We start from the raw sequence: 15,381 nt of genomic DNA, 5'->3' as shown, positions 1-15,381 counted from the left end.
AGTCCGCCCCACACGTGCGTTTCAGTCTGGAAACACCAGGCTGAAACGCGTCACGCCATTCAATTCGCTACGCACCTCTACTTCCCCTCGATGCACCTGCATGATCGACTTCACGATCGCCAACCCCAGCCCCGTACCGCCTTCAAGTCGCGAACGCCCCGAGCCTGCACGATAGAAACGCTCGAACAGGTGCGGCAAATGCTCCTGGGCAATCCCGGGACCCTGGTTCTCGACCCACAAACAGACCGCATCGCCACAGCGCTCGATTCCGATATCAACCGGATGCCCCGAGGGGCTGTGGCGAATGGCATTGCTCAGCAAATTGGACAGCGCCCGCTGCACCATCAAGCGATCGCCCATGACCGTCCCCCATCCCTGTTGGCGCAAGGCGATGCCTTTTTGCTCGGCGCTGAATTCGAACAGTTCGCTCACCCGCGTGACTTCATCGGCCAGGCTCACCGGCTTGAGCGGCACCTGGGTCTGCGGTTGGCTGACCTGGGCCAGAAACAACATGTCGGTGATGATCCGGTTCAGGCGGGTCAGTTCTTCGATGCTGGTTTCCAGCACTTCCTTGTACTGCTCGACCGGCCGCTCCCGGGCCAGGGTCACCTGGGCCTTGCCCATCAGGTTACTGATCGGCGTACGCAGCTCGTGGGCCAGGTCGTCGGAGAACTGCGACAGGCGCTGCACACCGCCGTCGATGCGGTCGAGCATCACGTTCATGCTGCCGGCGAGATCACTGAGTTCTTGCGGCAATCCCGTTTCAGGCAGGCGCAAGGTCAGTTGCTGGGCCGACACCTGCTCGGCGATCCGCCGAAACCGGCGCAACGGGGTCAGGCCGCGCTGCACCAGCTTCCAGGCGACAAAGCCGATCAACAGCAGCAGCAGCGGCAAGGTCCACAGGGTCGAGCGCAAATAGGCCTGGAGCAGGCTGTTGTCATCGGCACGATTGACGGTAAGCAGCACCCGCACCTCGGTACCGTCCTGCAGGTGCATCAAGCGCGAGGCGGTCAGCAGTTGATCGTCATTGCTGTCCTGCCATTGACTGAAGGTCAGGTGTTCGTCGCTGTGGATGCGCAGCAGCCTGTCGGCATCAAGGCCCGGCCCCAGGGTCAGCAAGGCCGAGTGCCGGCCGGTCAGGGCGATCACGCTCAGGCTCAGGTTGTCATGGCCCATGACCACATCCAGCAGCGGGTGGGCGCGCGTCTGCAGATCGTCGGCCTTCAGATCAATGCTCAGACTGTGTTCGATCTGGCCCATCTTTGCCGTCAGGCTCTTGCGCGCACGGCTGTCCAGTTCGTGGTCCAGGGCCAGCACCGCCAGGCAGGCCAGCAGCAGCACCAATGCCGCGCCCATCAGGATCACACTCAGGCCCAGGCGCAGCGATAGCCGCGTCGGCCTCATTCGCGGGCCTCAAGCACGTAGCCAACGCCGCGCAGGGTATGGATCAGCTTGTCGTCGAACGGGTCGTCGATCTTGGCGCGCAAGCGGCGGATCGAGACTTCCACCACGTTGGTGTCGCAATCGAAGTTCATGTCCCACACCAGCGAAATGATCTGGGTACGCGACAGCACTTCGCCGCTCTGGCGCATCAGCAGGTGAAGCAGCGCAAACTCCTTGGCGGTCAGGTCGATGCGCTGGCCGCTGCGGTAGGCGCGATGACGACCCGGGTCCAGCTCAAGGTCGGCGACTTTCAGGGTGCTCGGCTGCAGCGACTGATCGTTGCGGCGCAGCAGGCTGCGGATACGGGCGAGCAGCTCGGGAAACTCGAAGGGTTTGAGCAGGTAGTCGTCAGCGCCCAGGTCCAGGCCTTTGACCCGGTCCGAGAGCTTGCCGTGGGCCGTGAGCATCATGATGCGCGTGCTGGAGTCGGCACGCAGGCGCTGCAGTACGGTCCAGCCGTCGAGCTCAGGCAGGTTGACGTCGAGAATGATCAGGTCATAGGCCTGCTGGCGGGCCAGGTGCAGGCCGTCGGCGCCAGTGTGGGCGCAATCGACGATGTAACCGTTTTCGCTCAGTCCCTGTTGCAGGTAGTCGGCGGTACGAAGCTCGTCCTCGATGATCAGTAAACGCATGGGATGACTCGGTGGTGTAAAAAGCGGTGATTCTCAACCCTGAAGCGGCTGTAAGGTCAAGGGCTGAAAAGGCGTCGAGCGGCGGATACTAAGTCATCTGCCTGGCGGCGTCGGCTGGATAACAGATTTGTAATTTTCGAGTCATCTTGGGGATAAATCCCGATTACTACAGTGCGGGCTCCGAACAAGGCGCAGGAGCCTGCCATGCTTTTCTCCCTGGACCGGCCCGGCACAGGCCGTGGCCGCATGCTGCTGATGCTGATGCTGCTGGCCTTGCCCTCGCTGGCACTGGCAGCGTCCCAAGACAACGTACTGACCCTCGGCAATGCCCTGCAGACAGCCCAGGCCAACAACCCTGAGCTGGCGGCGGCCCGCTGGGAAATCGACATCGCCGAAGGCCAACGGCGCCAGGCCGGTGTGTTGCCCAACCCGGAGGTGGGGTGGGAGATGGAAGACACCCGCGACGGCTCACAGACCACCACCGTCAGTGTCAGCCAGATGTTCGAGCTGGGCGGCAAGCGCGGTGCCCGCCTGAACGTGGCCGGGCGTGATGCCGAGCTTGCAGCGCTTGAGCTTGAACGCCAGCGCAATGTGCTGCGCGCCGAAGTGATCGGCGCCTTCCAGGCGGCCGTGCAGGCCCAGGAAGGCCTGCAGCTGGCTGAGCAATCCCTGCAACTGAGTGAACGCGGCCTGCGCGTGGTGCAGGGGCGGGTCAAGGCTGGCAGCGCCTCGCCGGTGGAGGCCACCCGTGCCCAGGTGCAGGTGTCTGAAATCCGCCTGGAAAAAGCCCGTGCCGAACAAGCGCTGACCGTGGCCTACCAGCAATTGGCCGCCGCGACGGGGGCGCCCATGGCTCGCTTCAGCCGGGTCGAAAGCCTGGATGACGATGACGCTGTCGTGCCCAGCCGCAGCCAATTGCTTGACCGCCTGGAGCACACGCCCGACCTGCGTCTGGCCCGGCTGCAGATCGACCAGCGCGAAGCCGCACTGGACCTGGCGCGCACCCAGCGCATCCCCGACCTGACCGTGAGCGTGGGCAGCCAATACAGCGAAACCGACCGCGAGCGTATCAACGTGGTGGGCGTGTCGATGCCGATTCCGCTGTTCGACCGTAACCAGGGCAACGTTCTGTCGGCGGCCCGCCGCGCCGACCAGGCCCGCGACCAGCGCAACGGTGCCGAACTGCGTTTGCGCAGTGAAGTGATCCAGGCCCTGGCGCAGTGGGGGACTGCCGAGCAGGAGGTGGAGTCGTTCGATCGCTCGATCCTGCCTTCGGCGCAACAGGCGCTGGACGCCGCCACCCGCGGCTTCGAGCGCGGCAAGTTCGCTTTTCTCGATGTACTCGATGCCCAGCGCACCCTCGTCGCGGCGCGCTTGCAGTACTTGCAGGCCCAGGCTCTGCGCAGCGATGCGCGGGTACGTCTGGAGCGCATTTATGGCGACTTGAGCCTGGCCGGTCGTTAAGCCCCGTTTCCCATCTTTGATTGTCGCCGCCTGGGCGGTGAGTGCTAAGGAGTCTGCATGAACAAGAAGTCCACGACGCTGCTGGTCGCAGCCTTGTTGCTGGGCCTGGGGCTGGGTGTGCTGCTGGCACGCCAGAGCGGCCCTGCGCTGGAGGCGTCAGCGTCTGCCCACGATCACGCCGAAGCAGAAGGGGGGCATGCCGAAGACGAACACGAACACGGCGAGGCCGGGCATGGCGAATCCGGGCAGGGTGAATCGGCAGGTGGCGAGAAAGGCCACGGGGAAGAAGAGGGCGTCATCGCCCTCAGCCAGGAGCAGATCGACCTGGCCGGCATCGAACTGGCCCCGGTCGGCCCCCGGCAATTGCAGCGCACGCTGTCGCTGCCCGGCGAGATCCGTTTCGATGAAGACCGTACCGCCCACATGGTGCCCAGGGCGGCCGGGGTGGTGGAGTCGGTGGCCGTGGTGCTCGGTCAGCAGGTCAAGGCCGGCGAGCTGCTGGCGGTGATCGCCAGCCCGCAGATTTCCGAGCAGCGCAGCGAGCTGGCGGCCAGCCAACGGCGCCTGGAACTGGCGCGCAACACCTATCAGCGCGAGAAAGACCTGTGGCAAGAAGGCATTTCTGCCGAGCAGGACTATCTGCAAGCCCGCCAGGCCCTGCAAGAGGCCGAGATTGCCCAGGCCAATGCCCGGCAGAAGATCAGCGCGCTGAGCGGCACCACGGTGCTGGCGGGCGGCAATCGCTATGAACTGCGCGCCCCGTTCGCCGGGCAGATTGTCGAGAAACACCTGGTGCCGGGCGAGGTGGTCAACGAGACCAGCGCAGCCTTTACCCTGTCCGACCTGTCACGGGTCTGGGCAACTTTTGGGGTAGCACCACGGGACCTGGGCAAGGTGCGCAGCGGCATGCCGGTGAACATCGTCGCCAGTGAACTGGGTGAGCAGGTCGAGGGGCGCATCAGCCATGTCGGCAGCCTGCTCGGTGAGCAGACCCGTACTGCCAGCGTCCGCGTCACCCTCGACAACCCGCGTGGTGCCTGGCGCCCGGGCTTGTTCGTGGCGGTGCAGGTGCCGACCGAAACCCTGGCGGTTGCGCTCAGCGTGCCGGACCAGGCGATCCAGACCCTCGAAGAACAATCCACGGTGTTCGTCCGCACCGGCGAAGGTTTTGTTGCCCAGCCGGTGGAACTGGGCGCCAGCGCCAATGGCTATGTCGAAGTCCGCAAGGGCTTGCAGGTCGGCCAGCAGGTCGCGGCAGCGGGCAGTTTCGTCCTCAAGTCGGAGCTGGGCAAAGCCAGCGCCGAGCACGTCCACTGACCTGCGCGAGTACCCCTCATGTTTGAACGCCTTATTCAATTTGCCATCGAGCAGCGCCTGATGGTGCTGCTGGCGGTGCTGCTGATGGCGGGGCTGGGTGTGGCCAGCTACCAGAAGCTGCCGATCGATGCCGTGCCGGATATCACCAACGTCCAGGTGCAGATCAACACGCAGGCCGCGGGTTTCTCGCCACTTGAAACCGAGCAGCGCATCACCTTCGCCATCGAGACTGCCATGGCCGGCTTGCCGGGCCTTGAGCAGACCCGCTCACTGTCGCGCTCGGGACTGTCACAGGTGACGGTGATTTTCGAGGAAGGCACCGACCTGTTCTTTGCCCGCCAACTGGTCAACGAGCGTCTGCAGCAAGCCCGCGGTCAACTGCCCGACGGTGTGGAGGCCGCCATGGGCCCGATCTCCACCGGCCTTGGCGAGATTTTCCTGTGGACCGTGGAAGCCGCCGACGATGCGCGCAAGCCTGACGGCAGCCCCTACACGCCCACCGATTTGCGCGAAATCCAGGACTGGATCATCAAGCCGCAGCTGCGCAACGTGCGCGGGGTGGCAGAGATCAACACCATTGGTGGTTTTGCCAAGGAGTACCAGATCGCGCCTGACCCGAAACGGCTGGCCTCCTACAAGCTGACCCTGGGCGATCTGCTAACGGCCCTTGAACGCAACAATGCCAACGTCGGTGCCGGCTATATCGAGCGGCGGGGCGAGCAACTGCTGATTCGTGCACCGGGCCAACTGGCCGGTATCGAGGACATTGCCAACATCGTGCTGGCCAACGTCGACGGTACGCCGATCCGCGTGCGCAATGTCGCCGAGGTGGGCATCGGCCGCGAACTGCGCAGCGGCGCGGCCACCGAGAACGGCCGTGAAGTGGTGCTCGGCACGGTGTTCATGCTGATCGGCGAAAACAGCCGCACGGTGTCCCTGGCGGTGGCGCAGAAGCTGGTGGAGATCAACCGCTCGCTGCCCGCTGGCGTCAGCGCGGTGACGGTGTACGACCGCACCAACCTGGTCGACAAGGCCATCGCCACGGTGAAGAAGAACCTCATCGAAGGCGCGATCCTGGTGATCGTGATTCTGTTCCTGTTCCTGGGCAACATCCGCGCTGCGCTGATCACCGCCATGATCATTCCGCTGTCGATGCTGTTTACCTTCACCGGTATGTTCAGCAACAAGGTCAGCGCCAACCTGATGAGCCTGGGGGCCCTGGACTTCGGCATCATCGTCGACGGGGCGGTGGTGATCGTCGAGAACGCCATCCGTCGCCTGGCCCATGCCCAGCAGCATCACGGCCGACTGTTGACCCGCTCCGAGCGCTTCCATGAAGTCTTCAATGCCGCCCGCGAAGCGCGCCGCCCACTGATCTACGGGCAGTTGATCATCATGGTGGTGTACCTGCCGATCTTTGCCCTGAGCGGTGTCGAGGGCAAGATGTTCCACCCCATGGCCTTCACCGTGGTGATCGCCTTGCTCGGCGCCATGCTGCTGTCGGTGACCTTCGTGCCGGCCGCGATCGCCCTGTTCGTGACCGGCAAGGTCAAGGAAGACGAAAACCTGCTGATGCGTAGCGCCAAGCGCGGTTACGCGCCGCTGCTGCAGTGGGTGATGGGCCATCGCACCCTGGCGTTTACGCTGGCGGGCGTGATGGTGGTGCTGTCCGGGGTATTGGCCAGCCGCATGGGCAGCGAGTTCGTGCCGAGCCTGAGCGAGGGGGACTTTGCCCTGCAGGCACTGCGCGTGCCTGGCACCAGCCTCAGCGAGTCGGTCGCGATGCAGCAACGCCTGGAGCAGAGTGTGCTTAGCCAGGTGCCGGAAGTGGAGCGGGTGTTCGCCCGGACCGGCACGGCCGAGATCGCCTCCGACCCGATGCCGCCGAACATTTCCGACAGCTATGTGATGCTCAAGCCCCAGGACCAATGGCCAGACCCGGGCAAGTCGCGCGAGCAACTGATCGCCGATATCCAGCGCGCCAGTGCACGGGTGCCGGGCAGCAACTACGAGTTGTCGCAACCCATCCAGCTACGTTTCAACGAGCTGATTTCCGGGGTGCGCAGCGATGTGGCGGTGAAGGTCTTTGGCGATGACATGGCCCAGCTCAACCGCACCGCCGCGCAGATTGCCGCAGCGCTGCAGGCGGTGCCGGGGGCGTCGGAGGTCAAGGTCGAACAGACCTCGGGCTTGCCGGTGCTGACCATCGATGTGGACCGCGACAGGGCGGCGCGCTACGGGCTCAATGTCGGTGATGTGCAGGACACCATCGCCGTGGCCGTGGGCGGCCGTCAGGCCGGGACCCTGTACGAAGGCGACCGCCGCTTCGACATGGTGGTGCGCCTGGCCGACAACCTGCGTACCCACATCGACGGCCTCTCGCAACTGTTGATCCCGGTGCCGGCCGGTACCGCAGGCAATGGCCAGATCGGTTTCATCACCCTGGCCGACGTCGCCAGCCTGCAACTGGTCCAGGGCCCCAACCAGATCAGCCGCGAGGACGGCAAGCGCCTGGTGGTGGTCAGCGCCAACGTGCGTGGCCGTGATATCGGCTCGTTCGTGGAAGAGGCCGGTACGCGCATCGACAGCCAGGTCAGCATTCCGGCGGGGTACTGGATTCGCTGGGGCGGGCAGTTCGAGCAATTGCAATCGGCTGCGCAGCGCCTCCAGGTGGTGGTGCCGGTGGCGTTGCTGCTGGTGTTCGGGTTGCTGTTCATGATGTTCAACAACCTCAAGGACGGCCTGCTGGTGTTCACCGGTATTCCCTTTGCCTTGACGGGCGGCGTGGTGGCGCTGTGGCTGCGTGATATTCCGCTGTCGATTTCCGCGGGGGTCGGGTTCATTGCCCTGTCGGGTGTGGCGGTGCTCAACGGCCTGGTAATGATTGCCTTCATCCGCGGCCTGCGCGAACAAGGCTACTCGCTGCGCAAGGCCATTGATGAAGGCGCATTGACGCGGTTGCGTCCGGTGCTGATGACCGCTCTGGTGGCTTCTCTGGGCTTTATCCCCATGGCCTTGGCCACGGGCACCGGTGCAGAGGTCCAGCGCCCCCTGGCAACCGTGGTGATCGGCGGGATTCTGTCGTCCACCGCGCTGACCCTGCTGGTGCTCCCGGCGCTCTACTACCGTGCCCACCGCAAGGACGAAGAGGAGGGCAGCGGTGAGGTGACGAAACTGTAATTTCACGCTCATCTTCGGGTTATTCAGCCCTTGTCAGGATACCCACGGCGGCCGCATCAGCGGCCGTCGTGCGTCGTACTGCCAACAATCAGGAGATGAAGATGGGGAATAAAACCACAGCCTGTGTCACCGGCGTGCTGGCCTTGGCCAGTTGTACCGTCAGCCAGGCAGCCACGCAGCCCGAAGGCTTTATCGAGGACAGCAGCCTGAGCGTGCTCAGCCGCAATTTCTACTTCAATCGCGACTACCGCAAAGGCGAGCAGTCACCCACCGGCAAGGCCGGTTATGCCGAAGCCTGGGCCCAGGCGTTTATCGCCCGCTTCGAGTCGGGCTACACCCAGGGTACCGTCGGCTTTGGTCTGGATGCCCATGCCATGCTGGCGCTCAAGCTCGACAGCGGTGATGGCCGCAGTGGCGGGCGCAGCTCGTTCGACATGCTCCCAGTCGACAGCGAAGGCCACACGGCAAGCAACTTCAGCAAACTGGGCGGCGCCCTCAAGGCCCGTCTGTTCGATACCCAGATCAAATACGGCGATGTCTTCCCGGCCACCCCCGTGGTGCACTTTGGCGACTCGCGCCTGTTGCCGGAGAGCTTCACCGGCTGGACCCTGGAAAACACCAGCTTCGAGGGGCTGAACGTGCAGGGTGGACGCCTGCATGCAATGAGCCAGCCGCTGTCGAGCAACAACCGCGATGGTTTTTCGACCTTCTACGCCGGGCCGGTCGATTCACCCTGGCTCGGCTATTTCGGTGGTGATTACCAGGCCACCGACAACCTGAGCCTGAGCCTCTACAGCAGTCGCCTCAAGGATGCCTGGGACCAGTACTACGCAGGTGCCAGCTACAGCTACCCGATCAGTGAAAAGCTCACGGGCTTTACCAGCGCCAATTACTACAAGGCCAAGGAGGAAGGCCAGCAACTGCTGGGTGCGTTCGACAACGATATCTGGAGCGTGCGCACCGGGCTCACCTATGGCGCCCATACCCTGGCAGTGTCGCACCAGCGCAACCAGGGTGACGATGACTTCGACTACCTGCGCCAGTCCGACTCGATCTACCTCGACAACTCGATCCAGTACAGCGACTTCAACTCACCCAAGGAGCGCTCCTGGATGCTGCGCTACGACCTCGACATGGCCGGCTACGGCGTGCCGGGGCTGACCTTCATGACCCGCTACGGACGCGGCAGCGGTATCGACTATTCCGACGCCAACGCGGTGTACATGCGCCGTGACGCCGAGGGCAATCCGCTGGATGACCAGAAGCGCTGGGAGCGGGATATCGAGGCCAAGTACGTGGTGCAGGGCGGCAGCTTCAAGGACCTGTCACTGCGGGTGCGCCAGGCCACGACGCGGGCCACGGCGTTCGAGTCGGACCTGGACGAGGTGCGCTTGATCATCGAGTACCCTCTGACGCTTTTGTAGGGCGTTTCTTGCAGCACTGTAATGTCCGGCTCACCTTCCCGTTAGCTTGCCCTCCGTAAGATTGAACTGTCCTGAAATTCAATCACGAGGTGAGCAACATGAGCCTGATCAAGTATGTGCTGATGGGCGTTCTGGCCCTGGGTAGCAGTGCCGCGCTGGCCGAAGGTGGCGCGGAGCGCTCGAAGCAGTTCTGGGAGAACTTCCGCCTGAGCCAGGAGCAAGTCCACGGCGATAAGGATCAGGCCGTGGCGTCGTCGAAGGCGCGTGAGGCGGAGCAGGAAAAGGTCGTGAAGAAGTAAGCCCTATTCACCTTTGAAGCTCCCGCTCCAACGGAAAAGGTGAACTTTGGCGCCCGTCTTGGGCGCCTTTTTTTATGGTTGTTCTCGGAGTTCTGGGGTTCTGATTCTTGGGTGGGTGTGGGTGTGGGTGTTGGTTTTGCGGTTGTGGGTTTATCCGTTTCATGGGGTGACGCTGACGGCCCCTTCCGCCCTTACGGCGGGTCCCTTTTGTCTTGGCAAAAGGAACCAAAACCGCTCGCTCCTGCATACGGCCCTACGCTGCGCTCCGGGTTCCCTCACTCCGGTGTCCTCCAGGGGCTTCGCGGCCTACGACTTGCTGCGCCAAGTCTACGGCTCGCGACTTCGGCTACGCCGAAGGGTGCTGCGCACCAGCCCCCTCCAGCCCCCTCCACTCGGCCTCCTGAAGTCGCGAAGTTACGGGCGGCGCCTGTGAGGACGCATCTTCGAGATTAACGTCCACTGCCAACAAGCAGGTAGCGGGCTCGGTGGGAGCGGGCTTGCCCCGCGATAGGCCCCAGAGTCATGCACATCCAGGTGCAACGCTGAAGTGGGATCACCGGCAGGCATGGATCTGTCGGTAAAATTCAAGATCCATCGCGGGGCAAGCCCGCTCCCACAGGCTGGAGCTGCTCTTGCTCTTCATGCACGAACGTTCAGGCGCCGCAGCGTGCGACTTTAGGAGGCCGTATGCAGGAGCAAGCGGTTTTGCCTACTTTTCCCAAGAGAAACGTAGGCCGCCGTAAGGGCGGAAGGGGCCGGCAGCCTCGCCGCATGGAATGGATAAGCTCGCAGCCTCAACAGCCCAGCCCAGGGCATCGCCCCGGGATTCCGGGAAGAACCTTTTACTTACGCGCCACTAACACCGCACGACGCGGGGCAGGCAAACCTTCGATGGTGCGACTGTGGTCGGCCGGGTCGAGGAAGTCGCTCAATGACTGATAGCGCATCCAGTCGGTACTGCGCTGTTCCTCAATGCTGGTGACGCTGACATCCACACAACGCACATCGCTGAAACCGGCACGGCGCAACCAGCGCTCCAGCGCCGGAACCGAAGGCAGGAACCAGACATTGCGCATCTGGGCGTAACGGTCTTCAGGCACCAGCACCTGATGTTCATCACCCTCGACCACCAGGGTTTCGAGGACCAGCTCGCCGCCCTTGACCAGGCAGTCCTTGAGCGCCAGCAGGTGCTCGATGGGTGAACGGCGGTGGTAGAACACGCCCATGGAGAACACCGTGTCGAAACCTTCAAGGTTGGCGGGCAGGTCTTCCAGGGCGAAGGGCAGGTGCCAGGCCGGCAATTCGGGCAGGTAGCGTTGAACGGCCTGGAACTGGCAGAAGAACAGCCAGTTGGGGTCGACCCCGATCACGCTGTCGGCGCCCGCACCGAGCATGCGCCACTGGTAATAGCCGTTGCCGCACCCGACATCCAGAATGCGTTTACCCACCAGGTCCAGGTGCGGGGCAACCCGCGACCACTTCCAGTCCGAGCGCCATTCGGTATCGACGTGCACGCCGAACAGGTCGAACGGCCCCTTGCGCCACGGCGACAGGCCCATCAGTGCCTGGCGCATGCGTTCGCGGGTGTCCGGGTCGCAGTCGCAATCAAGGTTCAGGCCATTGACCAGGTCAACCTGGCTTGGCACCAGCGCCGGCAAGGCATCCAGCGCGTTCTGCCAGCGTTCCAGGTCGCCGTGACCTTTCTCCATCTTGGCGTCGAGTTGCGCTTGCAGGCCTTGCGACCATTGCGCCAGGGGGGTGCCCGCCAGACGGCGGACCAGAGGAGACAGATCAATCATGGCAGGGCAATCAACGAGGCAAAGTTAAGGCATTGGAACCAGGGCACGACCTTGGAGAAACCGGCCGCCAGCAAACGCTCGCGGTGTTCTTCGAGGCTGTCGGGCTTCATCACGTTTTCGATGGCGCTGCGCTTCTGGGCGATTTCCAGTTCGCTGTAGCCATTGGCGCGCTTGAACGCCACGTGCAGGTCGGTGAGCAGGGCATGTTCCTCGGCGTCATTGAAGCGCAGCTTTTCCGAAAGGATCAGCGCGCCACCGGGCAGCAGCGACTGGCGAATACGGCCGAGCAGCGCCAGGCGCTGCTCGGGGGCAATGAACTGCAGGGTGAAGTTCAAGGCCACCACCGAGGCGGGCTGAAATTCCAGGGCGAGGATATCGCCCTCGATGACGTCCACCGGCAGCAGCTCCTGGAACATCGAGTCCTGGGCGGTGAGGTACTGGCGGCAGCGCTCGACCATGGCGGCGGAGTTGTCCACCGCAATGACCCGGCAGCCGTCGCTGCGCACATGCCGGCGCAGGGCCTGGGTGACCGCGCCGAGCGAGCTGCCCAGGTCGTAGAGCGCCGTGTTCGGCTGGGCGAACTGGGCGGCGAGCACGCCGAGGTTCTCGACAATGGTCGGGTAACCGGGCACCGAGCGCTTGATCATGTCCGGGAACACCCGCACCACATCTTCGTTGAAGGCGAAGTCGGGCACCTGGCCAAGCGGCTGGGCGAATAGGCGGTCGGGTTCTTTGCTCACGGGGGCAATCCAGGCGTTGTACGGTAAAGGGCCGGCATTTTAGCCAAACTGGCCGACAGTTGCATGGCCTGGCTGACCAGCGCGGCTTACTTCACCGTGATTGCGCAGTCGAAGGTCTTCACCGGACGCACTTCCGGTGCCCAGGGTTGCTGGTAGACCAGGATCAGGTGGCCTTCGCCGGTGGCCTGTGCCTGATAGCGCCACACCGACTGCCCGGCGCTGCCGACCACGCCGGCATCTTCCGGATGGCTGTACACCTCGGGGCCGAGGCTGCGCAGGATGCTGTTGGCCGGGTTCTGCACCAGCCAGCGGTAACCGGTGCTGGGGTTGCTGGGCAGGGTCAGGGTGAGCTGCTGGCCGGTCTGCAGTTGCACCGGGCAATCAGCCTGATCGTCCAGCGCGATGCTGTGGCGGGGCTGCTGGGCACAGGCGGTGAGCAAGGCAAGGCTCAGGGGAACAAGAAGTCGGGCGGCAGTCATGGGGGCTCCGGTAGGTCGACGAAGGCGCAGCATAACCGAAGAAAAGGGTTGCCGGCGCGGGGCAGGCCCGCGCCGGCAGGTTTTAGAACAACACCTTGGCTACATCGCTGAAGCGCTTGGCGAAATGCACGCTCAAGCCTTCCTTGAGGTAGTCCGGCAGCTCTTCGAAGTCGCCACGGTTGGCTTCCGGCAGGATCAGTTCGTAGATCTTCTGTCGCCGCGCCGCGATCACTTTCTCCCGTACCCCGCCTATCGGCAGGACCTGGCCGGTCAAGGTCAGCTCGCCGGTCATAGCCACGCCTTTTTTCGGCGCCTGGTCGCGGGCCAGGGACAGCAGGGCGCTGGCCATGGTGACCCCGGCGCTGGGGCCATCTTTGGGCGTGGCGCCTTCGGGGACGTGCAAGTGGATGAAGGCCTGGTTGAAGAAGGTCGGGTCGCCACCGAATTTCTTCGAGTTGGCACTGACGTAGCTGTAGGCGATCTCGGCCGATTCCTTCATCACATCGCCCAGCTTGCCGGTCAGCTTGAAGCCGCGGTTGAGGGTGTGGATGCGGGTGGCCTCGATCGGCAAGGTGGCGCCGCCCATGCTGGTCCAGGCAAGGCCTGTGATGACGCCTTTGCCCGCCAGCACCTGTTCGGCGCGAAACACCGGCATGCCCAGTGAGGCTTCGAGGTCCTTGGGGCCGATCTTGATTTTTTTCGTCGGGTCTTCGAGCAACTGCACCACGGCCTTGCGTATCAGCTTGCCCAGTTGTTTTTCCAGCTGGCGCACGCCGGCTTCGCGGGCATAGCCCTCGATCACCAGGCGCAGGGCGCTGTCACTGATGCTCAGGCTGGTCTTGGCCACACCGGCCTTGTTCAATTGCTTGGGCCACAGGTGACGTTTGGCAATGGCCAGCTTCTCTTCGGTGATGTAGCCGGACAGGCGAATCACTTCCATACGGTCGAGCAGCGGGCCCGGTATCGAGTCCAGGGTGTTGGCGGTGCACACGAACAGTACTTTGGACAGGTCCAGGCGCAGGTCCAGGTAGTGGTCGAGGAAGTCGATGTTCTGCTCCGGGTCGAGGGTTTCGAGCAACGCCGAGGCGGGGTCGCCCTGATAGCTCTGGCCCATCTTGTCGATCTCGTCGAGCATGATGACCGGGTTCATCACTTCCACGTCCTTGAGCGCCTGCACCAGCTTGCCCGGCTGGGCGCCGATGTAGGTACGCCGATGGCCCTTGATCTCGGCCTCGTCGCGCATGCCGCCGACGCTGAAGCGGTAGAACGGCCGTCCCAGGGACTCGGCGATGGATTTGCCGATGCTGGTCTTGCCCACGCCCGGCGGGCCCACCAGCAAGACGATGGAGCCGCTGATCTCGCCCTTCCAGGCACCGACGGCGAGGAATTCGAGGATCCGGTCCTTGATGTCGTCGAGCCCGGCATGGTGCTGGTCGAGCACCTTGCGCGCATGCTTGAGGTCGAGCTTGTCCTTGCCGTACACCCCCCAGGGCAGGGCGGTGGCCCAGTCCAGGTAGTTACGGGTAACGGCGTATTCGGGCGAGCCGGTTTCCAGGATCGCCAGCTTGCCCATCTCTTCATCGATGCGCTTTTTGGTGGCCGCCGGCAGCGTCTTGCCTTGCAGGCGCTGCTCGAACTGCTCAAGGTCGGCGCTGCGGTCGTCCTTGGTCAGGCCAAGCTCCTGCTGGATGACCTTGAGCTGTTCCTTGAGGAAGAACTCGCGCTGGTGCTCGCCGATCTGGCGGTTCACTTCCGCAGAGATCTCGTTTTGCAGGCGTGCGACCTCGACTTCCTTGCGCAGCATCGGCAGGACTTTTTCCATGCGCTTGAGGATGGGCACGCAGTCGAGCACTTCCTGCAGCTGATTGCCGGTAGCGGAGGTCAGCGCTGCGGCGAAGTCGGTCAACGGCGACGGGTCGTTGGGGCTGAAGCGGTTGAGGTAGTTCTTCAGCTCTTCGCTGTATAGCGGGTTGAGCGGCAGCAGCTCCTTGATCGCATTGATCAGGGCCATGCCGTAGGCCTTGACCTCGTCGGTCGGCTCAGTCGGTTGGTGCGGGTATTCGACTTCGACCAGGTACGGCGGGCGATGGTGCTTGAGCCAGGTGCGGATACGGACCCGGGTCAGGCCCTGGGCGACGAATTGCAGTTTGCCGTTCTCGCGGCTGGCGTGATGCACCTTGACCAGGGTGCCGTACAGCGGCAGGGCCGAGGTGTCGAAATGGCGGTGATCGTCTGGCGGGGTGTCCATGAAGAACAGGGCCAGGGAGTGGTGAGGGTTTTTGGCAACCAGGTCCAGGGTTTCAGCCCAGGGTTCTTCGTTGACGATCACCGGCAACACTTGCGCGGGGAAGAACGGGCGGTTGTGGATCGGGATGATGTAGACCTTGTCGGGTAGCTGCTGGCCGGGCAGGGCCAGGTGCCGACCGGTGTGCTCGGAGGCCTCGAGATGCTCGATTTCGGCGTCTTCTCCGGGATGTTCGGGTAGATCCTGCTGATCGCTCATGGGGCACCTGCGTCAATGACTATGGTGCTTAGATGGGGCAGGTTGGGGGAGGTTTCAATGGGGCGGGGGATCATCGCGGGGCAAGCCCGCTCCTACACGTA

General features: G+C 63.7%; 11 protein-coding genes. 5 read left to right on the top strand and 6 right to left on the bottom strand.

The window, feature by feature from the left end; translation table 11 throughout:
- Positions 1 to 21: 21 nt before the first annotated feature.
- Complete coding sequence (locus U9R80_RS21915; RefSeq protein WP_301841221.1) at positions 22 to 1,404, bottom strand: heavy metal sensor histidine kinase; 1,383 nt, start codon at positions 1,402 to 1,404, stop codon at positions 22 to 24.
- Positions 1,401 to 2,075: a heavy metal response regulator transcription factor gene (locus U9R80_RS21910; protein WP_301841222.1), complete on the bottom strand. Its 675-nt coding sequence runs from the start codon at positions 2,073 to 2,075 to the stop codon at positions 1,401 to 1,403. Before U9R80_RS21910 ends, U9R80_RS21915 begins: the two co-directional genes overlap by 4 nt.
- A 204-nt stretch (positions 2,076 to 2,279) precedes the next feature.
- On the opposite strand from U9R80_RS21910, the gene U9R80_RS21905 reads away from it, so the two are divergent.
- From U9R80_RS21905 to U9R80_RS21885, 5 genes are all read left to right on the top strand, one after another.
- A complete protein-coding gene (locus tag U9R80_RS21905; protein WP_442964921.1) occupies positions 2,280 to 3,539 on the top strand; it encodes a TolC family protein in 1,260 nt (419 codons plus the stop codon).
- Between the two features lie 57 nt (positions 3,540 to 3,596).
- Complete coding sequence (locus U9R80_RS21900) at positions 3,597 to 4,856, top strand: efflux RND transporter periplasmic adaptor subunit (RefSeq protein WP_301841223.1); 1,260 nt, start codon at positions 3,597 to 3,599, stop codon at positions 4,854 to 4,856.
- A gap of 18 nt (positions 4,857 to 4,874) precedes the next feature.
- Positions 4,875 to 8,036: a CusA/CzcA family heavy metal efflux RND transporter gene (locus U9R80_RS21895; protein ID WP_301841224.1), complete on the top strand. Its 3,162-nt coding sequence runs from the start codon at positions 4,875 to 4,877 to the stop codon at positions 8,034 to 8,036.
- Between the two features lie 101 nt (positions 8,037 to 8,137).
- Positions 8,138 to 9,460 carry an OprD family porin gene (locus U9R80_RS21890; protein ID WP_442964920.1) on the top strand — a complete coding sequence of 441 codons (1,323 nt, stop codon included), beginning with the start codon at positions 8,138 to 8,140 and terminating at the stop codon, positions 9,458 to 9,460.
- A 98-nt stretch (positions 9,461 to 9,558) separates the two neighbouring features.
- The gene (locus U9R80_RS21885) at positions 9,559 to 9,759 is read left to right on the top strand and encodes a hypothetical protein (protein WP_301841225.1); all 201 of its coding nucleotides are present in this window, start codon (positions 9,559 to 9,561) and stop codon (positions 9,757 to 9,759) included.
- Between the two features lie 842 nt (positions 9,760 to 10,601).
- Here the strand turns inward: U9R80_RS21885 and cmoB are convergent.
- The 4 genes from cmoB to lon form a co-directional block, all read right to left on the bottom strand.
- Entirely contained in the window at positions 10,602 to 11,558 is a 957-nt protein-coding gene (gene cmoB / locus U9R80_RS21880; protein WP_301841226.1) for a tRNA 5-methoxyuridine(34)/uridine 5-oxyacetic acid(34) synthase CmoB, read from the bottom strand.
- Positions 11,555 to 12,298: a carboxy-S-adenosyl-L-methionine synthase CmoA gene (gene cmoA, locus U9R80_RS21875; protein ID WP_301841227.1), complete on the bottom strand. Its 744-nt coding sequence runs from the start codon at positions 12,296 to 12,298 to the stop codon at positions 11,555 to 11,557. Before cmoA ends, cmoB begins: the two co-directional genes overlap by 4 nt.
- Before the next feature lie 86 nt (positions 12,299 to 12,384).
- Positions 12,385 to 12,777: a protease inhibitor I42 family protein gene (locus tag U9R80_RS21870; protein ID WP_301841228.1), complete on the bottom strand. Its 393-nt coding sequence runs from the start codon at positions 12,775 to 12,777 to the stop codon at positions 12,385 to 12,387.
- An 82-nt stretch (positions 12,778 to 12,859) separates the two neighbouring features.
- Complete coding sequence (gene lon, locus U9R80_RS21865; protein WP_301841229.1) at positions 12,860 to 15,280, bottom strand: endopeptidase La; 2,421 nt, start codon at positions 15,278 to 15,280, stop codon at positions 12,860 to 12,862.
- Positions 15,281 to 15,381 lie beyond the last annotated feature (101 nt).

The organism is Pseudomonas sp. JQ170C (assembly GCF_035581345.1).
In the GTDB taxonomy this organism is placed as follows: Bacteria; Pseudomonadota; Gammaproteobacteria; order Pseudomonadales; family Pseudomonadaceae; genus Aquipseudomonas.
This window is presented reverse-complemented; position numbering and strand designations above follow the sequence as displayed.

What these genes read in the sequence shown, in the direction of transcription:
- U9R80_RS21915 (WP_301841221.1), bottom strand. Translation starts at nt 1,404, where the DNA reads ATGAGGCCGACGCGGCTATCGCTGCGCCTGGGCCTGAGTGTGATCCTG.
- U9R80_RS21910 (WP_301841222.1), bottom strand. Translation starts at nt 2,075, where the DNA reads ATGCGTTTACTGATCATCGAGGACGAGCTTCGTACCGCCGACTACCTG.
- U9R80_RS21905 (WP_442964921.1), top strand. Translation starts at nt 2,280, where the DNA reads ATGCTTTTCTCCCTGGACCGGCCCGGCACAGGCCGTGGCCGCATGCTG.
- U9R80_RS21900 (WP_301841223.1), top strand. Translation starts at nt 3,597, where the DNA reads ATGAACAAGAAGTCCACGACGCTGCTGGTCGCAGCCTTGTTGCTGGGC.
- U9R80_RS21895 (WP_301841224.1), top strand. Translation starts at nt 4,875, where the DNA reads ATGTTTGAACGCCTTATTCAATTTGCCATCGAGCAGCGCCTGATGGTG.
- U9R80_RS21890 (WP_442964920.1), top strand. Translation starts at nt 8,138, where the DNA reads ATGGGGAATAAAACCACAGCCTGTGTCACCGGCGTGCTGGCCTTGGCC.
- U9R80_RS21885 (WP_301841225.1), top strand. Translation starts at nt 9,559, where the DNA reads ATGAGCCTGATCAAGTATGTGCTGATGGGCGTTCTGGCCCTGGGTAGC.
- cmoB (WP_301841226.1), bottom strand. Translation starts at nt 11,558, where the DNA reads ATGATTGATCTGTCTCCTCTGGTCCGCCGTCTGGCGGGCACCCCCCTG.
- U9R80_RS21870 (WP_301841228.1), bottom strand. Translation starts at nt 12,777, where the DNA reads ATGACTGCCGCCCGACTTCTTGTTCCCCTGAGCCTTGCCTTGCTCACC.
- lon (WP_301841229.1), bottom strand. Translation starts at nt 15,280, where the DNA reads ATGAGCGATCAGCAGGATCTACCCGAACATCCCGGAGAAGACGCCGAA.